General features: G+C 49.8%; 16 protein-coding genes, 1 tRNA gene and 1 pseudogene. 5 read left to right on the forward strand and 13 right to left on the reverse strand.

The window, feature by feature from the left end; all coding sequences use genetic code 11:
* The first annotated feature begins 6 nt into the window (after positions 1-6).
* Positions 7-2,600 (forward strand): annotated as a pseudogene (gene yejO / locus FQ015_RS07095) (autotransporter YejO).
* A gap of 101 nt (positions 2,601-2,701) precedes the next feature.
* Here the strand turns inward: yejO and FQ015_RS07100 are convergent.
* The 3 genes from FQ015_RS07100 to FQ015_RS07110 form a co-directional block, all read right to left on the reverse strand.
* Positions 2,702-2,778: transfer RNA gene (locus FQ015_RS07100), tRNA-Pro, on the reverse strand.
* A gap of 74 nt (positions 2,779-2,852) precedes the next feature.
* Positions 2,853-4,613: an LPS biosynthesis-modulating metalloenzyme YejM gene (gene yejM, locus FQ015_RS07105; protein WP_160523891.1), complete on the reverse strand. Its 1,761-nt coding sequence runs from the start codon at positions 4,611-4,613 to the stop codon at positions 2,853-2,855.
* Between the two features lie 19 nt (positions 4,614-4,632).
* Positions 4,633-4,860, reverse strand: a complete 228-nt coding sequence (locus FQ015_RS07110; RefSeq protein WP_001135667.1) for a YejL family protein — start codon at positions 4,858-4,860, stop codon at positions 4,633-4,635.
* Between the two features lie 181 nt (positions 4,861-5,041).
* On the opposite strand from FQ015_RS07110, the gene yejK reads away from it, so the two are divergent.
* Entirely contained in the window at positions 5,042-6,049 is a 1,008-nt protein-coding gene (yejK, locus tag FQ015_RS07115; protein ID WP_000050789.1) for a nucleoid-associated protein YejK, read from the forward strand.
* Between the two features lie 140 nt (positions 6,050-6,189).
* Here yejK and rplY read toward each other — a convergent pair whose 3' ends face one another.
* Both rplY and FQ015_RS07125 read right to left on the reverse strand, forming a co-directional pair.
* Positions 6,190-6,474 carry a 50S ribosomal protein L25 gene (gene rplY, locus FQ015_RS07120; RefSeq protein ID WP_000494197.1) on the reverse strand — a complete coding sequence of 95 codons (285 nt, stop codon included), beginning with the start codon at positions 6,472-6,474 and terminating at the stop codon, positions 6,190-6,192.
* A 124-nt stretch (positions 6,475-6,598) separates the two neighbouring features.
* Positions 6,599-8,359: a DEAD/DEAH box helicase gene (locus FQ015_RS07125; RefSeq protein ID WP_000578096.1), complete on the reverse strand. Its 1,761-nt coding sequence runs from the start codon at positions 8,357-8,359 to the stop codon at positions 6,599-6,601.
* Between the two features lie 149 nt (positions 8,360-8,508).
* On the opposite strand from FQ015_RS07125, the gene rsuA reads away from it, so the two are divergent.
* The 3 genes from rsuA to FQ015_RS07140 all read left to right on the forward strand — a co-directional run bounded on the left by rsuA (position 8,509) and on the right by FQ015_RS07140 (position 11,099).
* Complete coding sequence (gene rsuA, locus FQ015_RS07130) at positions 8,509-9,204, forward strand: 16S rRNA pseudouridine(516) synthase RsuA (protein WP_088541301.1); 696 nt, start codon at positions 8,509-8,511, stop codon at positions 9,202-9,204.
* Between the two features lie 27 nt (positions 9,205-9,231).
* Positions 9,232-10,422, forward strand: coding sequence for a multidrug efflux MFS transporter Bcr (gene bcr / locus FQ015_RS07135; protein WP_000213385.1), 1,191 nt, complete (start codon positions 9,232-9,234; stop codon positions 10,420-10,422).
* A gap of 332 nt (positions 10,423-10,754) precedes the next feature.
* Positions 10,755-11,099, forward strand: coding sequence for a YejG family protein (locus FQ015_RS07140; protein WP_000202798.1), 345 nt, complete (start codon positions 10,755-10,757; stop codon positions 11,097-11,099).
* A 3-nt stretch (positions 11,100-11,102) separates the two neighbouring features.
* Here the strand turns inward: FQ015_RS07140 and yejF are convergent, their stop codons facing one another.
* From yejF to yeiR, 8 genes are all read right to left on the reverse strand, one after another.
* Entirely contained in the window at positions 11,103-12,692 is a 1,590-nt protein-coding gene (gene yejF, locus FQ015_RS07145) for a microcin C ABC transporter ATP-binding protein YejF (RefSeq protein WP_160523892.1), read from the reverse strand.
* A gap of 1 nt (position 12,693) precedes the next feature.
* Positions 12,694-13,719: an ABC transporter permease gene (locus FQ015_RS07150; RefSeq protein WP_000088899.1), complete on the reverse strand. Its 1,026-nt coding sequence runs from the start codon at positions 13,717-13,719 to the stop codon at positions 12,694-12,696.
* Complete coding sequence (locus FQ015_RS07155) at positions 13,719-14,813, reverse strand: microcin C ABC transporter permease YejB (RefSeq protein ID WP_000501604.1); 1,095 nt, start codon at positions 14,811-14,813, stop codon at positions 13,719-13,721. Before FQ015_RS07155 ends, FQ015_RS07150 begins: the two co-directional genes overlap by 1 nt.
* On the reverse strand, positions 14,814-16,628 hold the full coding sequence (locus FQ015_RS07160; protein ID WP_039020516.1) for an extracellular solute-binding protein: 1,815 nt from the start codon (positions 16,626-16,628) through the stop codon (positions 14,814-14,816). It abuts the gene before it with no gap.
* Between the two features lie 81 nt (positions 16,629-16,709).
* Positions 16,710-18,266, reverse strand: coding sequence for a cyclic di-GMP phosphodiesterase (locus FQ015_RS07165; RefSeq protein WP_039020517.1), 1,557 nt, complete (start codon positions 18,264-18,266; stop codon positions 16,710-16,712).
* Positions 18,267-18,446: 180 nt separating this feature from the next.
* Positions 18,447-19,013, reverse strand: a complete 567-nt coding sequence (gene mepS / locus FQ015_RS07170; RefSeq protein WP_000241011.1) for a bifunctional murein DD-endopeptidase/murein LD-carboxypeptidase — start codon at positions 19,011-19,013, stop codon at positions 18,447-18,449.
* A gap of 412 nt (positions 19,014-19,425) precedes the next feature.
* Positions 19,426-20,139 (reverse strand): Kdo(2)-lipid A phosphotransferase, encoded by a 714-nt coding sequence (gene lpxT / locus FQ015_RS07175; protein ID WP_001354773.1) that lies wholly within the window; start codon positions 20,137-20,139, stop codon positions 19,426-19,428.
* Positions 20,140-20,177: 38 nt separating this feature from the next.
* On the reverse strand, positions 20,178-21,164 hold the full coding sequence (gene yeiR, locus FQ015_RS07180; RefSeq protein WP_000198827.1) for a zinc-binding GTPase YeiR: 987 nt from the start codon (positions 21,162-21,164) through the stop codon (positions 20,178-20,180).
* Positions 21,165-21,174 lie beyond the last annotated feature (10 nt).

Raw genomic sequence — 21,174 nt, forward strand, 5'->3', positions numbered from 1 at the left:
AGATTAATGCATCACTCTGGTTCTGTTTCTCTTTGTCGTTCCGCAATATCTGTTCTGGTGGCTACAGCGTTATATTCTCCCATAGCATTGGCATCAACTGTTGAGTATGGACGACTGTTGATGGTGTTGTCCTGGAAAAAGATATCCAGCTGGTTTATGGGACCGCAAATAATACGAAAATCACTCCCAGCGGAGAACAGCATATAAAAGAATGTGGTGTAAGTAATAATGCTGAAATCAACGGAGGGTATCAGTACATTGAAGCATATGGCTCAGCAGAATACTCAGTATTAAATGATGGTTATCAAATTGTTCAATTGGGTGGTGCAGCAAACCAAACTACCATCAATAATGGTGTGTTACAGGTTTATGGAGCTGCTAATGAAGCCACTATTAAAGGCGGGCGCTTACTCGTTGAAACCGAAGGCATTGCCATCTTCGCCGTTATCGAAAAGGGAGGACTACTGGAGGTTAAAGATGGCGGATTAGCATTTGCGGTAGATCAGAAAGCAGGCGGTGCGATTAAAACAACCACGCGGGCCATGGAGGTATTCGGAACAAACCGTCTCGGTCAGTTTGATATCAAAGTTGGGGTTGCTAACAATATGCTGTTGGAAAACGGCGGAAGTTTGCGGGTTGAAGAGAATGACTTCGCTTATAATACCACTGTGGATAGTGGTGGTTTACTGGAGGTTATGGATGGCGGGACTGCAACTGGCGTTGACAAAAAAGCAGGCGGAAAATTAATTGTTTCAACGAATGCGCTGGAAGTGAGTGGTACAAACAGTAAAGGCCAATTTAGTATAAAAGATGGTGTGTCAAAAAATTATGAACTGGATGATGGTTCCGGGCTAATTGTTATGGAGGGCACTCAGGCAATTGACACTATCCTTGATGAGCATGCAACCATGCAATCGTTGGGAAGAGATACTGGTACGAGAGTGCAGGCACATGCAGTTTATGATCTTGGTCGGTCAGTGCAGAATGGAAGCATAAAATATTCCTCAAATGCTATATCTGAAAATATGGTTATCGATAATGGTCGCGCTAATGTCTGGACTGGCACAATGGTTAACGTAACAGTCAGAGGAAATGAGGGCATTATTGATGCAATGGCGCTGGAATTAAATTTTTATACACCGGCTACATTATTAGGTGACGTGGTGGTTTCTGATGGTGCATCTTTAAGAACGCATGGCGCAGTGGATACCAGTAAAGCAGATGTTTCTATCGAAGAGAGTTTTTGGGCTATTATTGCCGATATCAATAATATAAACCAAAACACCCGTCTCAATTTAGCAAACCTGGTGATGTCAGACGGAACTGTCGTTATGATGGCTGAGCCAGTGACTCGTTCATCTGTGACGGCAAGTGCGGAAAATTTCACTACGTTGACCACCAATACCCTATCGGGAAACGGCAATTTTTATATGCGTACCGATATGGCTAATCATCAGAGCGATCAGCTTAACGTCACCGGTCAGGCTACAGGTAATTTCAAAATCTTCGTTACGGACACCGGTGCCAGCCCGGCAGCAGGAGATAGCCTTACACTGGTAACAACGGGCGGCGGTGATGCTGCATTTACCTTGGGCAATGCCGGAGGCGTTGTTGATATCGGTACGTATGAATATATCTTGCAAGATAATGGCAACCATAGCTGGAGTCTGGCAGAGAATCGCACGCAAATAACTCCTTCAACCACTGATGTGTTGAATATGGCGGCAGCACAACCGCTGGTATTTGATGCAGAACTGGATGTCGTACGTGAGCGTCTTGGTAGTGTAAAAGGCGTTAATTACGATACGGCGATGTGGAGTTCGGCAATTAACACCCGCAACAACGTAACCACTGATGCGGGAGCTGGCTTTGAGCAAACATTGACGGGGCTGACGCTCGGTATCGATAGCCGTTTCTCCCGTGAAGAAAGCAGCACAATTCGTGGCTTATTCTTTGGTTACTCTCATTCTGATATTGGTTTTGATCGCGGCGGTAAAGGTAATATCGATAGCTATACTCTGGGTGCTTATGCCGGTTGGGAGCATCAAAACGGTGCCTATGTTGACGGGGTGGTGAAAGTTGACCGTTTTGCCAACACCATCCATGGCAAGATGAGTAATGGGGCAACAGCGTTTGGCGATTACGATAGTAACGGCGCGGGTGCTCATGTCGAGAGCGGGCTCCGTTGGGGGGAGGGGCTGTGGAATGTAAGGCCTTATCTGTCCTTTACCGGCTTTACCACTGATGGTCAGGACTATACGTTATCAAATGGTATGCGTGCGGATGTGGGAAATACCCGCATATTACGCGCTGAAGCGGGAACGGCGGTAAGCTATCACATGGACCTGCAAAACGGTACAACGCTGGAACCCTGGCTGAAAGCCGCCGTGCGTCAGGAATACGCCGATTCTAACCAAGTGAAAGTTAATGACGACGGCAAATTTAATAATGACGTGGCTGGAACCCGTGGCGTTTATCAGGCTGGGATAAGGTCATCGTTTACCCCGACGTTAAGCGGTCATTTGTCAGTCAGCTATGGCAATGGCGCGGGGGTAGAATCACCGTGGAATACCCAGGCGGGTGTCGTCTGGACGTTCTGATAACAGAAAATAAACAGGCCGTAATGTGTCGCGGTCTGTTTATCAAATTAATCGCAGATATAAAAAAACCAACCGCAATAGATTGGTTTTCTTGGGATTTTTGGTCGGCACGAGAGGATTTGAACCTCCGACCCCCGACACCCCATGACGGTGCGCTACCAGGCTGCGCTACGTGCCGACTCGTGGCTGCTAATACTACCGTTTTCCACAACGAATGCAAGTAAGATATTTCGCTAACTGATTTATAATTAATCAGTTAGCGATAAAACGCTTCTCGTCTGTCAGCACCTGCAATAACAAACTTAACTGTGGTTTTTCATCTTTCACTCTTTCACCACGTAAGTTGTAAGTACGGTATTTACCGTTATTGTTCAGCACCAGCGTCTTTTTCGGGGTGGTAATTGCCAGCGTATCGTTATCCGCAGCGGTAACCCAGTAATGACGGCGTTGAGGGTTGAACAAATCCTGACCTTGCGAATATTCGCTGGCAGGTGTGCTGACATGTAGCAGGCGTTGCATCAGTGTCGTCATCAGATCGGTATGATCGGTCAGGGCATTAATACGCTGCGCCGGTGTGCCGGGCCAGTGAATCACTAATGGCACCTGAAGATGACCGTGGGACCAGTCAAAGGTTTCTTCCCCTTCGTTCAGCGGAATACCCCGACCGGCAGTGATAATCACTACCGTATTGTCCAGTTTGCCGGAATCACGCAGCGCATTTAGCACGCGGTTGATCTGGTCATCAACATTGCCTGCCGCCCGGCTATATTTCCGTGCAAATGCCAGCTGATTGCTGTCGTCAATGTTAGTGCCATTGAAAGCCACCCACGAGAACCAGCGGTTATCTTCTTGTGCGTAGCGGCCCAGCCAGTTGATCCACTGCGTGGCGGTCTGCTCGTCGGATTGGGTACGTACGCTCGGCATCGAGAAATCTGACAACAATGCCTGGCGATACAGCGGGCTGGTAAAGCCATCTGATGAGAATAACCCCAGCTGATAGCCTTGCTGGTTAAGCGCAGTAATTAACGCCGCAGGCGTACGGGTCGACAGAATGCCGTCCATATAGCTTGGCGAGATGCCATAGAACAGGCCAAAGATGCCGTTGTCTGTAGTGTTGCCGGAACTCATATGACGTGTGAACGAAATATTTTGCTCAGCAAAACCTGCCAGTGCAGGCATCTGTTTCTCGAAGCGTGAGTAATTCAGGCCATCGACAGTGATCAACAGCACATTCTGCCCGGTGCCCATATCGCGATAGCGCAGCTCGCTTAACGGATACTGAACGGAAACAGCGTCTGGGTTACCTTGCTCAATGAGACGGCGTTGATACTCCTGCGCATCAAGCAGACCATGCTTCTCAAGAAAACGTCGCGCCGTCATCGGGTACGAAAGCGGCAGGTTAGCGCGCTGCATGGTGATCGGGCGATAGAAGTTGGCATCGGCCCAGATATACACCACATGCGAGGCAATAAAAGCGATAAATAAGAATGCGGCCAGCGGGCGCGCGAAGCGCCGACGACGCGTCAGGCTGCGTAGCTTTTGCCAGCTCCACGTCGCAAACACCAGTTCAAGCAATAAAATAACCGGCACGCTAATGAACATCAGCTGCCAGTCGCGCGCCATCTCATTTTCGTCTGGGTTGATAACCAACTGCCAGACGATGGGATTAAGATGGAGATGGAAACGAGTAAAGACTTCGCTATCGATCAGTAATAGCGTCATTCCCGCCGTTGCTAAAATGACGGACAAAAACCTCATCAGCCTCTGGGAGCCGACGATAAAAGTCAGCGGGAAGAGGATCAGCAAGTAGGTGGCGAACACCAGGAAGCTGAAATGGCCGATAATGCTTACGTAGGAATAAATACGACCAGCAAGCGTTGTCGGCCAGTCGGCGATAAACAGGTAACGGCTGCCAATGACGAGCGAAAGCAGAATATTGAACAGTGCAAACCAGTGCCCCCAACTGACCATCTGGGAGACTTTTTCACGGTAGCGCTGACGATGAGTTACCATAACCTGTTATCTGTTTCCCTTAGTGCGCTTTGTCTTCGTTGATAGAGGACTGTAAGGCGCGGGCAAAAGAGTTGGCAATTGCCTGGCGTTGGGCCGGGGCAATGCTGGTGTTGATAAGGTTAGTGACCATGTTGCCTAACACCATCAGGGAAAGGTCGGTCGGAGCCTTATGTTTTTCCAGTACGTTGAGCAGCTCTGCGAGCAATTGTTCAACCTGTTCATCACTGTAGCGGGAAATTTGTGGCATAAATCGAAATCAGTTAGTTGATGAAAGGGCAACATATTACCGTAGCAACGGTTTTTTTTCTGCTTTTTTATGCGTTAAATCATTCTCGTTACGCCGCCTTCTGTAAAATGACCGCCATCTTTTATTGCGTCGCTTTACCGGCGGTGGTTGAATACCGGCCGGTCTTAAAGGAGAGTTTATCATGAGTCTGGATATCAACCAGATTGCTCTGCACCAGCTTATCAAGCGTGATGAGCAGAACCTTGAGCTGGTGTTGCGCGATTCATTGCTGGAACCGACAGAAACCGTCGTAGAGATGGTGGCAGAACTGCATCGGGTCTATAGCGCCAAAAATAAAGCATACGGCTTGTTCAGCGAAGAGAGTGAACTGGCGCAGACGCTACGCTTACAGCGTCAGGGCGAAGAGGACTTTCTGGCCTTTAGCCGCGCGGCAACCGGTCGCCTGCGTGACGAATTAGCGAAATATCCTTTTGCTGACGGTGGCTTCGTGCTGTTTTGTCACTACCGTTATTTAGCTGTCGAATATCTGCTGGTGGCGGTTCTGAGCAACCTGAGCAGTATGCGCGTTAACGAAAATCTCGACATCAACCCGACCCATTATCTTGATATCAATCATGCGGATATTGTTGCGCGTATTGATTTAACCGAATGGGAAACCAATCCAGAGTCGACCCGGTATCTCACTTTCCTGAAAGGGCGAGTCGGGCGCAAAGTGGCCGATTTCTTCATGGACTTCCTCGGTGCCAGCGAAGGGTTGAACGCGAAAGCGCAAAACCGCGGATTATTGCAGGCGGTTGATGATTTCACTGCCGAAGCACAACTGGATAAAGCAGAACGGCAGAACGTGCGTCAACAGGTCTACAGCTACTGTAATGAGCAATTGCAGGCGGGTGAAGAGATCGAGCTTGAATCGCTGTCGAAAGAGCTGGCGGGCGTCAGCGAAGTGAGCTTCACGGAATTTGCGGCTGAAAAAGGCTACGAACTTGAAGAGAGCTTCCCGGCAGACCGTAGCACGTTGCGTCAGTTGACGAAGTTTGCCGGTAGCGGTGGTGGCTTGACCATTAACTTTGATGCGATGCTGTTAGGTGAGCGCATTTTCTGGGACCCGGCGACCGATACCCTGACCATTAAAGGCACGCCGCCGAACTTGCGCGATCAATTGCAGCGCCGGACGTCTGGCGGCAATTAATCGGTTTGGTGTTATGAATGCCAGATGCGGCGTGAACGCCTTATCTGGCCTACAAAAAATAGCAATACCGTAATCAGGCATAATTTGCAGATACAAAAAACCCCGCCGGAGCGGGGTTTTTTTTACAACTTATTCAGCGATTAAGCGCGAACGAAGTCGATGTGCAGCAGCTTAGGTTTGTACGGGTGGCGCTGTACGTCCTGAGCTTTAACTTTGATTTCTTTACCGTCAACAACGATGGTCAGAACTTCGCTGTAGAATTCAGCTTTAACTTGCATGTTCATGACTTTGTCGTGATCCAGAGCAACAGCCAGCGGCGCTTCGTTGCCACCGTAGATGATTGCCGGGAATTTGTTAGCGGTACGCAGGCGGCGGCTCGCACCCTTACCCTGCTCGTTACGTACTTCTGCGTTGATAGTAAACATTTCTTTCTCTCTTAAATTAATCCTGCTACAGGCGACCCAGCAACAGGCAAATGATCTGCTTTGCGTATGCAAAAGCGGGCGAGATTCTATACTCAATCGCCTTGCACATCAATTAAAACTACCATTAACCGCGTAATTCGTGCGCCCGACGAAAACGACCTTCGTAATCAAACACTTTTTCACGCACTTGCCAGTACTGGCCTTTCATTCGTGCGACGACGAAATCCGGATGGCGCAGCAACGCTTGTTGGGCGAGGATATCGGCAGCGGTGATCCAGCGCAGAGGGATGCCCGGTGTGCGCGTATGCGGGCGGATAAAAAGCTGCTCGAAGGCGGTACGCTGGGCAGGTGTTTGCAGACGGAAACGCTCACTCACATCCGCGCCGTCTTCATCGTAATAGGTGATTTTCAACCATTCGCCTTTCTCGTCGTGCCCATGTTGCAAAGACATGCCGCTACAGCGTAATACCAGCGCGTCTTTCAGTCGTAGCGCCGCTTTTAACATGTCGTCTGGATCAACCAGTATGGTGTCACATTCGCGGCAGCGGCGGGCGGCAATATCATTTTCTGCGTTACATTGCGGGCAATTTTTAAAACGGAAACGGAAGTCACACTGTTCGCGATGACCGTCGTCATCTTCAAACCATCCCTGACAACGACGACCAAAGTGTTCAATCAATGTCCCGTCGGCGGTCGTTTTCCCCCAAAAGGTGTTGGCAAAACCGCAGGCAGGGCAGAAAACCTGTACCGGAACGTTGTCACTTTTGCCTTTCGGTGTACCGACCTCCGGCGCGTAGAGATCGTGAGGATTACCCGCATAATCAAGAATTAAGCAATCAGTCTTGCCTGGAGCCAGACGCAGACCGCGCCCGACAATTTGTTGGTAAAGACTCACCGATTCGGTAGGGCGCAGAATAGCAATAAGATCGACGTGCGGGGCGTCAAATCCGGTGGTCAGTACCGCGACGTTGACCAGATAGCGAAAACGCTGGGCTTTAAAATCTTCAATTAATACATCGCGTTCAGCGCCTGGCGTGTCGCCGGTAATAAGTGCTGCATCCTCAGCGGGCAGCAAGCCGACAATCTCTTTTGCGTGTTCGACTGTCGCAGCGAAAATCATCACCCCTTTGCGCGTTGCGGCGAACTCCATAATCTGGCTGATGATGTGCGGGGTAATACGTTGCTGTTTTTTCAGCTCGCGGTTGAGATCGGCTTCGCTGAACAGCCCGTTACTCTGTGCCTGCAATCGGCTGAAATCGTATTGCACTACTGGCATATCCAGTCGTTCTGGCGGCGTCAGATAGCCGTGTTTAATCATATAACGCAGCGGCAGCTCATAAATACAGTCGCGGAAAAGGGCTTTCTCATCGCCGCGTACCATGCCGTGATAATGAAACTGATAAATCCAGCCTTTGCCCAACCGAAAAGGCGTGGCAGTCAGCCCTAACAGGCGTAAGCGGGGATTCACTTTTGTCAGGTGAGTGAGGATTTGCTGATACTGGCTCTCTTCATCGTCACCAATACGATGGCATTCATCGACAATCAACAGTGAAAATTCACCCTGAAAGGCATCAAGGTTACGGGCGACCGATTGCACGCTGCCAAATACTACTTTACCGTGGCTCTCTTTACGCTTCAGCCCGGCGGCAAAAATATCGGCTTCCAGCCCCAGCGCCTGATATTTTGCATGGTTTTGCGCCACCAGCTCTTTAACGTGTGCCAGCACCAGAACACGACCACGCGCCAGCCGCGCCAGTTCCGCTATCACCAGGCTTTTACCGGCACCGGTGGGCAGCACGATAACGGCAGGGGTTTTATGACGACGAAAATGGTTGAGCGTGGCATCCACGGCTTCTTGCTGATATGGACGGAGTGTAAAAATCATGGTCTCGCGTAGGTAGATTATTCTGCTAATAGTATGCCACGGATCTTTTTCCCTTGAGGGAAGTAATTAGACCGCTATACTGGGCAGACAACAGTTCAGATTTTCGGGTCATTACCCGACCTCCGTTTTTTACAGGCAAAATCACACACATGCGACTTGATAAATTTATCGCACAGCAACTCGGCGTTAGCCGTGCTATTGCCGGGCGTGAAATCCGCGGCAATCGTGTCACCGTCGATGGCGAAATCGTCCGTAACGCAGCGTTCAAACTTCTACCTGAACATGAAGTCGCTTACGATGGCAACCCGCTGGTGCAGCAACATGGTCCTCGTTACTTCATGCTCAATAAGCCTCAGGGCTATGTTTGCTCAACTGATGACCCGGATCACCCAACGGTGCTCTATTTTCTGGATGAACCTGTGGCGTGGAAACTGCATGCAGCAGGTCGACTGGATATCGACACCACCGGTCTGGTGCTGATGACTGATGATGGTCAGTGGTCGCACCGCATTACTTCTCCGCGCCATCATTGCGAGAAGACCTATCTGGTGACGCTGGAATCACCCGTAGCTGACGATACGGCAGAGCAATTTGCTAAAGGCGTGCAGCTGCATAACGAAAAAGATCTCACTAAGCCGGCGAGGCTGGAAGTGATTACCCCAACGCAGGTTCGTCTGACCATCAGCGAAGGGCGTTATCATCAGGTGAAACGCATGTTCGCCGCCGTGGGTAACCACGTGGTTGAGCTGCATCGTGAACGTATTGGCGGCATTACGCTGGATGCTGATTTAGCCCCCGGTGAATATCGTCCGTTAACTGAAGAAGAAATTGCCAGCGTCGTCTAACTTTTTAATGACTTTCAGGAGCCCGTTGTGACCACCCGACAGCATTCGTCGTTTGCTATTGTTTTTATCCTTGGCCTGCTGGCCATGTTGATGCCGCTGTCGATTGATATGTATCTGCCCGCGCTACCGGTAATTTCAGCTCAATTTGGCGTACCTGCGGGCAGTACGCAGATGACCCTCAGTACTTATATTCTGGGCTTTGCGTTGGGGCAGTTAATCTACGGGCCGATGGCAGACAGTTTTGGGCGTAAGCCGGTGGTTCTTGGCGGTACGCTGGTGTTTGCCGCCGCCGCGGTGGCGTGTGCGTTGGCACAAACCATCGATCAGCTGATTGTGATGCGTTTCTTCCACGGTCTGGCTGCGGCTGCGGCCAGCGTGGTTATCAACGCTTTAATGCGTGATATCTACCCGAAGGAAGAGTTCTCACGGATGATGTCGTTTGTCATGCTGGTGACGACCATTGCACCGCTGATGGCACCGATAGTTGGCGGCTGGGTGCTGGTGTGGCTGAGCTGGCATTACATCTTCTGGATCCTCGCCGTAGCGGCGATTCTGGCTTCGGCAATGATCTTCTTTCTGATCAAAGAAACCTTACCACCGGAGCGTCGCCAGCCTTTTCACATTCGTACCACTATTGGTAACTTTGCGGCGCTGTTTCGTCATAAGCGTGTCCTGAGTTATATGCTGGCCAGCGGTTTCAGCTTTGCCGGAATGTTCTCGTTCCTGAGCGCCGGACCGTTTGTCTACATTGAAATTAACCACGTCGCGCCGGAAAACTTTGGTTATTACTTTGCGCTAAACATTGTTTTCCTGTTCGTGATGACCATCTTTAACAGTCGCTTCGTCCGCCGTATTGGCGCGTTAAATATGTTCCGCTCGGGGTTGTGGATACAGTTTATTATGGCGGCGTGGATGGTCATCAGTGCGCTGCTGGGGCTGGGATTCTGGTCGCTGGTAGTTGGCGTTGCGGCGTTTGTGGGCTGCGTGTCGATGGTGTCATCTAATGCGATGGCGGTCATTCTTGATGAGTTTCCCCATATGGCGGGAACGGCATCTTCGCTGGCAGGAACCTTCCGTTTTGGCATAGGGGCAATTGTTGGCGCATTGCTTTCTCTTGCGACCTTTAACTCTGCATGGCCGATGATTTGGTCAATTGCATTCTGCGCAACCAGCTCCATTCTCTTCTGTCTGTACGCCAGTCGGCCGAAAAAACGGTGATCTATTGCACAACGAGGAAGCTAAAAGGCTTCCTTTGTTGATGCATGTCAACCACAAATCCATCATTCCCCCGATATATGTTTATTTTATGTAAAATCAATTTATGTAAAAAGTCACATCATTGTAGTTAAAAAGGTTGAGTTAGATCGCAGAAACGGGTACATATAGCCCCGCAAACGTGACCACGCCCGCAGATATTATTTAAATCAGAGCCATAGAGGCCACGCTGGCGAGGCATCAATCTTTACGATCTGTATAAAGACGGATTGTTGATGATGTGTTAAAATTGATGTAAACAAATTGTGAAGTAAATGTGCTTCCGGGGAAAATAAGTGACTTCATTACAACTCTCAATCGTCCATCGACTGCCGCAGAACTATCGCTGGTCTGCTGGTTTCGCAGGTTCGAAGGTTGAACCGATTCCGCAAAATGGACCGTGCGGTGACAACAGCCTGGTGGCGCTTAAATTGCTTAGCCCGGATGGTGATAATGCATGGTCGGTGATGTACAAACTAAGCCAGGCGTTAAGCGACATCGAAGTTCCATGTTCGGTACTGGAGTGTGAAGGTGAGCCGTGCCTGTTTGTAAATCGCCAGGACGAGTTTGCTGCAACATGCCGATTGAAAAATTTTGGTGTGGCCATTGCCGAACCTTTCTCAAACTACAATCCTTTTTAAGCGTCAGCTCAACGCCAGTAGCTGACGCGTATACTCCTGCTGCGGTGCGGCAAACACGCGCGCGCACGGTCCTTGTTCCACTACTTCCCCTTGTCGCAGTACGATAACCTGATGACATAACGCGCGGACAACGTGCAAATCGTGACTGATAAACAAATAGGCCAATTGATGCTTTTGTTGCAATGATTTCAATAGCGTCAATATTTGCGCCTGTACCGTTTTGTCGAGCGATGATGTTGGTTCATCAAGAATGATCAGCGAGGGCTTAAGAATTAACGCCCTGGCAATCGCAATACGTTGCCGCTGACCACCAGAGAACTCCGCCGGATAACGGTGGCGTGTTTCAGGATCTAATCCCACTTCATGCATCACGGCTATCACTTGTTGTTCGCGTTGCACGGCAGAAAGCATCGGCTGGTGAACCCGTAAACCTTCCTCGATAATTTGCAAAACGTTGAGTCGTGGGTTGAGCGAGGAGTTAGGATCCTGAAATACCACCTGAATGCGATGGCGAATAGGTAATAGCTGACGGCGGTTTAAATTTTGCAATGGCTGACCGTCAAAAACGATGCTGCCCTGAGAGTTAATCAGTCGCAGCAGCGCCAGTCCCGTCGTGCTTTTCCCGGAACCGGACTCGCCCACTAAACCCAGTGTTTCACCCGCCCGTAGCGTAAAACTGATGTTTTTCACCACCACATTATGATCCACAATGCGCTTCAAAATCCCTTTGCGAATGGGGAAGGCAACCTGAAGCTGTTCAACATCTAGCAACGTTGAGGCAGGTTCTGGCAATGGGACCGGGTCGCCTGATGGTTCACTGTTGAGTAGCTTTTGTGTGTAGGGATGAGTGGGTGAGGCAAATAGCGTAGCAGCGTTATTTTGCTCGACACAGCGACCGTTTTGCATTACCGCCACGCGGTGAGCCAGTTTTCTGACAATACTGAGGTTATGAGTAATAAACAGCATGCCCATATTCAGCTCGCCTTGCAGTTCGCGCAACAGCTGTAAAATCTGCGCCTGGACAGAGACGTCCAGCGCGGTGGTCGGTTCATCGGCAATTAATAATTCCGGTCGCGTTAACAGCGCCATCGCAATCATCACCCGCTGGCGTTCGCCGCCGGAGAGCTGATGCGGATAATCTGTCAGCCGTTTTGCCGCCTGGCGGATACCGACGCGATCAAGGCAGTTAAGAATTTCGCCACGAGCCGCTTCCCGACGCATTCCGCGGTGGAGTGAAAGCACTTCATAAAGCTGTTTTTCCAGGGTATGCAATGGATTTAACGACACCATCGGTTCCTGAAAAATCATGGCAATCTTATTACCGCGTACACCGCGTAACGTTTGATCGCTGGCATGAAGCAGCGATTCGCCATGAAAACGAATATCGCCGGAGAGATATTCAACCGGCGGGGAAGGGAGCAGGCGTAAAATTGACAGCGCGGTAACGCTCTTACCTGAACCAGACTCACCCACCAGCGCCAGCGTTTCGCCAGCCTCAATCTGTAGTGAAACATCATTGACTACTGTGCGTACGGTTTGCTGATGGCGAAAACCCACCGACAAATTTTCAATCGCTAACAGAGTTTGCGTCATGCTACACCGCCTTATTAGGATCAAATGCGTCGCGGACGGCTTCACCAATAAAGATCAGCAAAGACAACAATATCGCCACCGACAAGAAGGCGGTGATCCCAAGCCACGGGGCCTGAAGGTTATTTTTCCCTTGTAACAGCAGTTCGCCGAGTGACGGTGAACCGAGCGGCAGACCGAAGCCGAGGAAATCGAGTGAGGTCAGGGTGGTGATCGAACTACATAAAATAAACGGTAAAAAGGTGAGGGTAGCGACCATGGCATTTGGCAACATATGACGCAGGATGATACTGCGATCGCTGACGCCAAGCGCCTGCGCCGCACGGATGTAGTCGAAATTACGGGTACGTAAAAACTCCGCCCGCACCACGCCGACCAGACTCATCCAGCCAAACAAGACGGTAATTGCCAACAGCCACCAGAAGTTAGGCTGTACGACGCTGGAAAGTAAAATAATCAAAAACAGCGTCGGCATCCCCGACCATACTTCAATAAAACGTTGCCCCCAGAGATCGACTTTACCGCCGTAATAGCCTTGTAGCGCCCCCGCCAACACGCCCATCACGCTGGAGCAGAGGGTCAGCATCAGGCCAAACAGAACTGAGATCCGCGTGCCATAGAGAATGCGCGCCAGCACATCGCCGCCATTGGCATCCGTTCCCAGCCAGTTTTGCCGGGAGGGTGGAGAAGGGAAGGGCTTATCGGTAGCAAAGTTGATACTGGTAGCACCAAAGCGAATCGGTGCCCACAGTACCCAGCCTTTATCTTCCAACCGCTGTTTCAGCCACGGGTCCTGATAATCAGCCTGGCTTGCCAGCGGGCCGCCAAAATCGCTTTCGCTGTAGTTTTTCAATAACGGGAAATACCAACTGCCGTCATAACGTACCAGCAACGGTTTATCGTTGGCGATAAGTTCAGAACACAAACTCAAACCAAATAAGACGAGGAAAATCCATAACGACCAGTAGCCGCGACGGTTATGACGAAAACGCGCCCAACGGGCCTGATTGACGGGGCTGAGTCGCGACATTAACGTCCCTCAAAATCTATACGCGGATCGACCAGCGTATAGCTGATATCACTGACAATATTCAGCAGCAGGCCAATAAGGGTGAAAATATACAAGGTACCAAACATTACAGGATAATCGCGCGAGACGGTCGCTTCGTAGCCCAGTAAGCCAAGACCATTGAGTGAAAACATCACCTCAATCAGCAGCGAGCCGGTAAAAAACATGCTGATAAACGTCGCCGGAAAACCGGCAATCACCAGCAGCATGGCGTTGCGGAACACATGTTTCCAGAGAATATTTTTTTCACTTACCCCTTTCGCACGGGCGGTCACCACGTATTGCTTGCGCACTTCATCAAGGAATGAGTTTTTTGTCAGCATGGTCAGCGCCGCAAAGCCGCCAATCACCGTCGCCAGCACCGGCAGCGTGATATGCCACAGATAATCGGTGATTTTCTGATACCACGGCAGCGAATCAAAGTTAGCGGAAACCAGGCCGCGCAGAGGGAACAGGTCGAAATAGCTGCCGCCCGCGAAGAAGACAATCAGCAGGATGGCAAACAAAAAGGCCGGAATGGCGTAGCCGATGATGATAAATGCGCTACTCCAGACGTCAAAGCGGCTACCATTATAAACAGCTTTACGAATGCCTAACGGAATCGACACCAGATAGATAATCAGCGTGCTCCACAATCCGAGGGTGATGGAAACCGGCAGACTGTCTTTAATCAGCGTCAGCACCGAGGCGCTGCGAAACAGGCTATCGCCAAAATCAAAGCGGATGTAGTCCCAGAGCATTTTGAAGTAACGTTCGTGGATCGGCTTATCAAAACCGTAGCGATGAGTGATCTCGGCGATCACTTCTGGATCTAATCCGCGTCCGCCACGGTAATTACTGTCGCTGATATTGCCGACGCCCGTTTGTGCATGGCTGGCACGAACACCTTCACCGCCAGCGCCGGGTAATACTCCGGCATTACCAAACTCAATGGCGGCGATGGCCTGGTCGACCGGACCGCCAGGCGCAATTTGCACGATGAAAAAGTTGATAGTGATAATCGCCCATAACGTTGGGATCACCAGCAACAGACGGCGAATCAGATAAGCGCCCATCTACTCTCCCTGTTGTCTGGCTGACGGCAGTTTCGTCGCTTTATTAACGTCATACCACCAGGTATCGATACCCAGGCTGTAAACAGGGCGCACTGCGGGTTGAGAGAATTTATCCCACCAGGCGAGACGGTCTTCCGCCATATACCACATTGGCAGCATGTAATAATTCCACGTTAATACGCGATCCAGTGCTCGCCCCAACGGCAGTAATTTTTCTTTATTTCCCTGCGCGGCAATAATTTGGTTGATCAGCGAGTCGATAACCGGACTTTGCACGCCGGGGGCATTATAAGTGGAGTTGATATATTCCGATGACCAGGAAATCTGTAAATCGGAACTGGGCCACGGCATCGCCCGCCATACGCGCGGCATCATGTCATAGTCGCGACTGCGCATGCGGTTGGTGATTTGCGAGTTATCCACCTTGCGAATGTCCATGTTGATACCCAGCCGTTGCAGGCTGTGCTGGAACGGTAATACCCACTGACTATTGCTGCTTGCGGGAAGCAATAATTCAAAGCTGAGAGGCTGACCCGTTGTGGCATTAACGCGTTGCTGACCCTTCAGCACCCAGCCCGCTTCATTGAGAAGTTTGTCGGCTTTTAACAGGTTGTCACGATCGTAGCCATCGCCTTTCGATACCGGCGGCTGGTAGATTTGTGTGAAGACTTCTGGCGGAAGATCTTTTTTCATTGGTGCCAGAAGCACCAGCTCCGCGGCGTCGGGGTAATTTCTGGCTGCGTATTCGGTATTCTGAAAATAACTGTTCGTGCGACTCCAGGCATTGTAAAACAACGCCTTGTTCATCCATTCAAAGTCAAAGGCGAGAGTGATCGCTTCCCGGACCCGGCGATCGCTGAATACCGGACGTTGGATATTAAACGCCAGCCAGCGCGTATCCTGGGCTGATTCGTTCTTTTGCTCATCTTTGATGATGTATTTCTTATCGAAATTTTTACCGGTATAGCGCGTGGCCCAGTTTTTGGCGTCGTTTTCCATACGCAAATCAAAGGCACCGGCTTTAAACGCTTCAAAGGCGACATTATCATCGAGGTAGTAATCGTAGCGAATGGTGTCGAAATTCCAGCGTCCACGGTTTACCGGTAAGTTTGCTGCCCAGTAATCTTTCACGCGGGAATAGACAATATTTTGCCCCATTTTCCAGGACGTAATTCGGTACGGACCACTGGCAAGCGGAGGCGTGGCGAGCGGATCGCTAAGTTTGTGATTCTTCCAGTACTTTTCTGGAAATACCGGCAGCGAAAACAGACTCAACATATCTTCTTTGCCGGGTTTCGCTAACTCAATACGCACGGTTAATGGTGCAATGGCTTTGACGGTGGTGCCTTTGTAGACCAGACGAAATTGCGGCACGCCTTCGGTCATAAATTTTTGAAAAGTAAACTCTACATCGCGGGCAGTAATGGGGGAACCATCATGAAAACGGGCGCGCGGATTAATAGCGACCTCCACCCAGGAATAATCGTCAGCATAGCGCGCACTTTCGGCAATCAGCGGATAATAACTGCCTGGCTCGTCATCGGAAGTAGTAAATAGCGTGTCGTACAACTGCTCGGTGCGTGCGCCCGGGTTGCCGCGCAGTGCATAGCGGTTGAAATTATCGAAGGTGCCGAGGGCTGACAACGTTATCTGCCCACCTTTTGGCGCGGCGGGGTTCACATAATCAAAATGGTTGAAATTAAACGCGTACCGGGGTTCGCCCAGTACCGCAAAGGCATAGCTTTCCTTGATAGCCTGCGCCTGCACACCAAAGGTGAACAGAGCGATAAACAGCAGCAGTATGCGCACAATCATCTGCAACAGATTTCCTTTTACTCATCATTAGCCGCAAACCGGCATGCTTTCACTATGAATAATAAGGGACGTAAGCACGCCTTACCACTGCGGCGTATACGGTTTCTTCAGCCAGCGGACAAAATCGTCCAGCGGTAATGGGCGACTGATCCAGTAGCCTTGCATGAAATTAACGCCGCGTTCGCTTAGCCATCGCGCCTGTTCCGGCGTTTCAACCCCTTCAGCAACCGTCAGCATATTGAGACGTTTCGCCAGCGTCAGCACCGCGTCAAGTACGGGTGAAGTGATCGTTTCCGTACCGATGGCGTTGATAAATCCACGATCAATTTTCAGATAATCGAGCGTAAAACGCTCAAGATAGATAAGCGCGCTGTGCCCGGTGCCAAAGTCATCAATAGCAATTTCAACGCCGACTGAATGCAACCAGGCGAAGAGTTGCGTGGCTTCTTGCTCTTTCAACATATCGCGCTCGGTAATTTCCAGCACAATCTGGAAATGATGTGCGGGCAGGGAAGTGAGCAATTTTTGGATATCAGCTTTAAAGCTTTCGCTATGCAGATGGTCCGGCGCAATGTTAATGCCAAATTTGACGCCTACCGGCAGTACTTTTTCTAATTCTGCGGCATCACGGGCAATCAACTCAAACAGGTGCTGAGTCAGCGGCACAATCATCTTTTGCGATTCGGCAAAGTTAATGAAGGCATCCGGGGGAATTTCTCCCGCTACAGGATGCCGCCAGCGTAGCAGTACTTCCAGGCCTGTTACCCGCAAAGCTTGTGTATCAACCACTGGTTGATATACCACGTAAAATTGTTCGCGCTTGATGGCGGTCATGATTTCTCTGCCCGGTCGCATACGCACGCTCATCAGGTAATAGCAGAGAAGTCCAACCATTGTTCCACTCATGCCGCCCAGTAAAAATGCATACCACACATCGTTCCATGTCCAGTCATCCGCATAAAGCCGAACTGTCAGAGGAATGCCCGCAATTTTAGTTTCACGGACCGGCATGTCGGTTAATTCATTAACATTCATCAAACGTGACGAAAAGGTAGATAGCGCAGTATTGCCAATAATGAGGGCGACGCCATCGTAATCTTCTTGCCGTGAGCTATAGAAGAGAGAAGGCGTCAGATTGAGATTCAGAGCGGCAAACACGCCGCTATTTTTCAGCAAAGGGTTGCGATACCAGATGACGATTGCGGGTTTGTTCGGCACCATCGGCGTGCCGGGTAAGATCGCCATATCGACGTTTTTATTAATGTCGAGCGCCGGAATCAATTCATTGAGTGGAATGTCCATCTCACCAGTCGCAGATGAACAGAATGTTTTTTTATCTTTTACCAGCACAAACGTACGGACATTCATACTAAACGCCGCACGGGCGGTCAGTTCGGGGTTAGCTTGCTGACAAGTATCTAAGGTCAGCGGCTGGAGCCGGTCAGTAGTGGATTTCAGGTCGGCAAAATAGGTATCGAGATACTTTTGTACGTCGGTAATCAGTGTGTCGTATTTGACTTCGTGCTTATGCCAGGCCACTAAAAACTGAAGGCAGCTCACCAGTAGCGCAATCATCACGCCTGCAACGATGCAGGTAAGCATAAGCTTACGTCCAGAATTGGGAGCGCGTATGAACATGATTCCGTTAATTTCCTGAAATTACGACAACATTTAAAAGATAACAATGACCGGACTATAGCCTGGATCAAGACGCGGAAACATCATTTTCTCTGATGAATGAAAACAAAAAAGCACTGCCTAAGCAGTGCTTTCAGTTAACTCGTCAGGATAGCCAAGGGATTGCATCCAAACGGTTTATTAGCTGCGGCTGAGAACCCGGCGTGCTTCGTTGTAACGCTTCTTCCAGTACGGTTCATTCATGCTGGAAATAATAACACCACTGCTGGTGGAAGCATGGACAAACTGATTGTTGCCGATATAAATACCGACATGGCGTCCCGTTGAACCGGCGCGGAACAGAACTAAATCACCCGTACGCAAATTACTGCGGGAAACAGATTTACCCATTTCCTGCTGTTCGTAAGTCGAACGCGGAAGTTCTAAGCCAAATTGCTCACGGAATGTACGCTGTACGAAACCAGAACAATCGATACCTTTTTTAGTGCTGCCGCCCAGACGATAGCGTACGCCTTTCCAGTCAGCATACTGATCCATAATTCGCGATTTTACGTCGACATTACGAACCAGGTTTTCAAATTCATCCTGAGAAGCTTGCAGTGATGATGTTTCACTACCCACTGCACGTGTCTCAGGATGCATATTCTTTGCGGTGTTATTTGCACTACATGCAGAAAGCAGAACCGCTACTGCAATCGCGGGGATCCCGCGCAAGATATATCTCAAAATCGGTTGAGATTTGACCATGTTGTTTGTTTTCCCTTGAAGTCCTTAACGACAAATATCGTTATAAAAAAATGCCAAGCGACACGAGACTAATTACCTGGGCATGTTGAAACAATTCCTTAAGGCCAAATCTGTGGACTAACGCACAAAATTATATGCTGTGAGGATAATCTACCGCCGAGGCAAAACGAGTTCGAGATTACCCGATTGGTGCGGTCTTGGCGAGTGGTTTTACATGATTTTTTATAAGAAAAAGTGATACAGAAAGTTAATAAGCGGGATTGGTCAATTAAAGTACGATTGAGTGAAACGCATACAATCCATTCATTTACTTAGGGAATGATTTTTGTGTTCGATGAAAGAAAGCAAAGGCGCACATCATCAGGAATATCCTTACTATAAAAATAAACCTGATGATGTTAATTACCGTGAGTTATTTGTTTTGGAAATGTTTGTTTTTTCCCGGTAGTGATTTGTCAAAAAAGGTGATTAATCGATCACTTAATGGCGTCAGCAACATCCAGGGCAAACCAATCAATATCACGGTCATCGAACCAACAATGATGTCAGTAAACCAGTGTGCACCAATCATTACTCTGGGAAATGCAAAAACCACAAAAATAATAAGGGCGATAAGGCCTGCGACTTTGCCGAAATAACGCCACATGAATGCCGAAAAAATAAGCAGCATCATGCCGTGATCGCCGGGAAAGCTGTCTCGTGAGGCATCTTTCGTGGGGATAGGGAGCAGTTCGCTGACGCGGTTAATATTGGCAAAAGTTAATGTTGGGCTGGCCCGTTTTACAGGAATTAATGCCTGTCCCAGTTGGTTTAAGACCACTGCAGTTAATAGCATGACCAGACCAATAATCACGATACGTCGTCTGCCTGGGGCGTTTTCTTTCAGCCAGAAACTCAGCATCAACATTCCCATTGCCAGCAGTGAACAACCGTCGAAGGCACGATTATTGGTCAATGCAACCAGCCACAAAAAGGCCTTACTTTCGACCAGTTTCTGATTAAAGAAATAAAAAATATCCGCATCAATCGGCAACCAGAATCCATGATTAACGGGAATATACCAGGAAAGAAACAGCGCGAGGCCGACAATATTCAACAACACTATTTGCGGCAAATTTTTAATCATATTTTCTCTAATTATCTTACTGAAAAACGCAGGCAACCTTACGCGGTAGTCGCTAAACGAAGCTTCAACAGCGCGCTCTGCAAAGCATTCCAGTCAGCTTCGCTGCTGGAAATCAGCTCAATACGACTGTCCGGTGGCGCAACGTTTTGCGTTTCAATGTGCAGGTCATCGCCCTGACGGTTGATTCGCACCAGCCCTTCGGGAATACGCATCACGCCTTTGACGCGTTCCACCGGTGCAAGTCGCGCCCATTCCAGAATGCCAATGGTGTCGAATACCGTATCAGCGTCGAATATCCAGCCACAGGCCTGATGCCCTTGTCCACTGTTCAGACTGCGACGCCAGCGTTGATGCTCTGGCAGGCTTAACGCTGCTAACCCTTTTTTCACGCTATGCTGATGAGAATGCGCCGCGCTGGCGGGCAACTCGGCTAAATTGCGACGTGGCAAATCCAGAAGATGACCGTCAATTTTCCCATGCTCGCTGTGAATTAATTGCCGATCGCCACCATTTTGCTGCCACCAGCTCTGTAGCGCTTGCTCACTTTCGGGCGTCGCACGGTCGGATTTATTGGCGACAATAATGTCTGCGGCAGCCAGCTGGTCACGGAAGTTTTCATTGCTGGCGCTTTTTTCGTCCAGCAGCAGGCGTGGATCGAGAATGCACAACGTGGCGCGCAGATCTATCCACGGTTCATACACGGGCGCGGTTAAGAGATCGAGGATCTGTTTCGGATGGCCCAGCCCGGTCGGCTCTATCAACAAGCGGTCTGGTTTTCCCTGACGCAGTAAGGTATTCAACCCTACCTGCATGGGTAAACCATTAACGCAGCACATACAGCCGCCGGGGATCTCTTTCAACAATGCGCCGCTATCGGCGAGCAAAGCACCATCAATTCCGACTTCCCCAAATTCATTAACCAGTACCGCCCATTTTTCGTTGGGATCTTTATGGGCTAACAGATGAAGAATCGACGTAGTTTTCCCGCTGCCGAGAAAACCGGTGATGAGGTTGGTCCTGGTCACAACGGCTCCG

The organism is Escherichia sp. HH26CH (assembly GCF_009820205.1).
GTDB lineage: Bacteria > Pseudomonadota > Gammaproteobacteria > Enterobacterales > Enterobacteriaceae > Escherichia > Escherichia coli_F.

Coding starts and splice junctions, on each gene's coding strand:
- FQ015_RS07155 (WP_000501604.1), bottom strand. CDS start 14,813: ATGGGCGCTTATCTGATTCGCCGTCTGTTGCTGGTGATCCCAACGTTA.
- FQ015_RS07110 (WP_001135667.1), bottom strand. CDS start 4,860: ATGCCACAAATTTCCCGCTACAGTGATGAACAGGTTGAACAATTGCTC.
- yejF (WP_160523892.1), bottom strand. CDS start 12,692: ATGACGCAAACTCTGTTAGCGATTGAAAATTTGTCGGTGGGTTTTCGC.
- yejK (WP_000050789.1), top strand. CDS start 5,042: ATGAGTCTGGATATCAACCAGATTGCTCTGCACCAGCTTATCAAGCGT.
- FQ015_RS07165 (WP_039020517.1), bottom strand. CDS start 18,266: ATGTTCATACGCGCTCCCAATTCTGGACGTAAGCTTATGCTTACCTGC.
- FQ015_RS07160 (WP_039020516.1), bottom strand. CDS start 16,628: ATGATTGTGCGCATACTGCTGCTGTTTATCGCTCTGTTCACCTTTGGT.
- rplY (WP_000494197.1), bottom strand. CDS start 6,474: ATGTTTACTATCAACGCAGAAGTACGTAACGAGCAGGGTAAGGGTGCG.
- FQ015_RS07125 (WP_000578096.1), bottom strand. CDS start 8,359: ATGATTTTTACACTCCGTCCATATCAGCAAGAAGCCGTGGATGCCACG.
- yejM (WP_160523891.1), bottom strand. CDS start 4,613: ATGGTAACTCATCGTCAGCGCTACCGTGAAAAAGTCTCCCAGATGGTC.
- mepS (WP_000241011.1), bottom strand. CDS start 19,013: ATGGTCAAATCTCAACCGATTTTGAGATATATCTTGCGCGGGATCCCC.
- lpxT (WP_001354773.1), bottom strand. CDS start 20,139: ATGATTAAAAATTTGCCGCAAATAGTGTTGTTGAATATTGTCGGCCTC.
- FQ015_RS07150 (WP_000088899.1), bottom strand. CDS start 13,719: ATGTCGCGACTCAGCCCCGTCAATCAGGCCCGTTGGGCGCGTTTTCGT.
- rsuA (WP_088541301.1), top strand. CDS start 8,509: ATGCGACTTGATAAATTTATCGCACAGCAACTCGGCGTTAGCCGTGCT.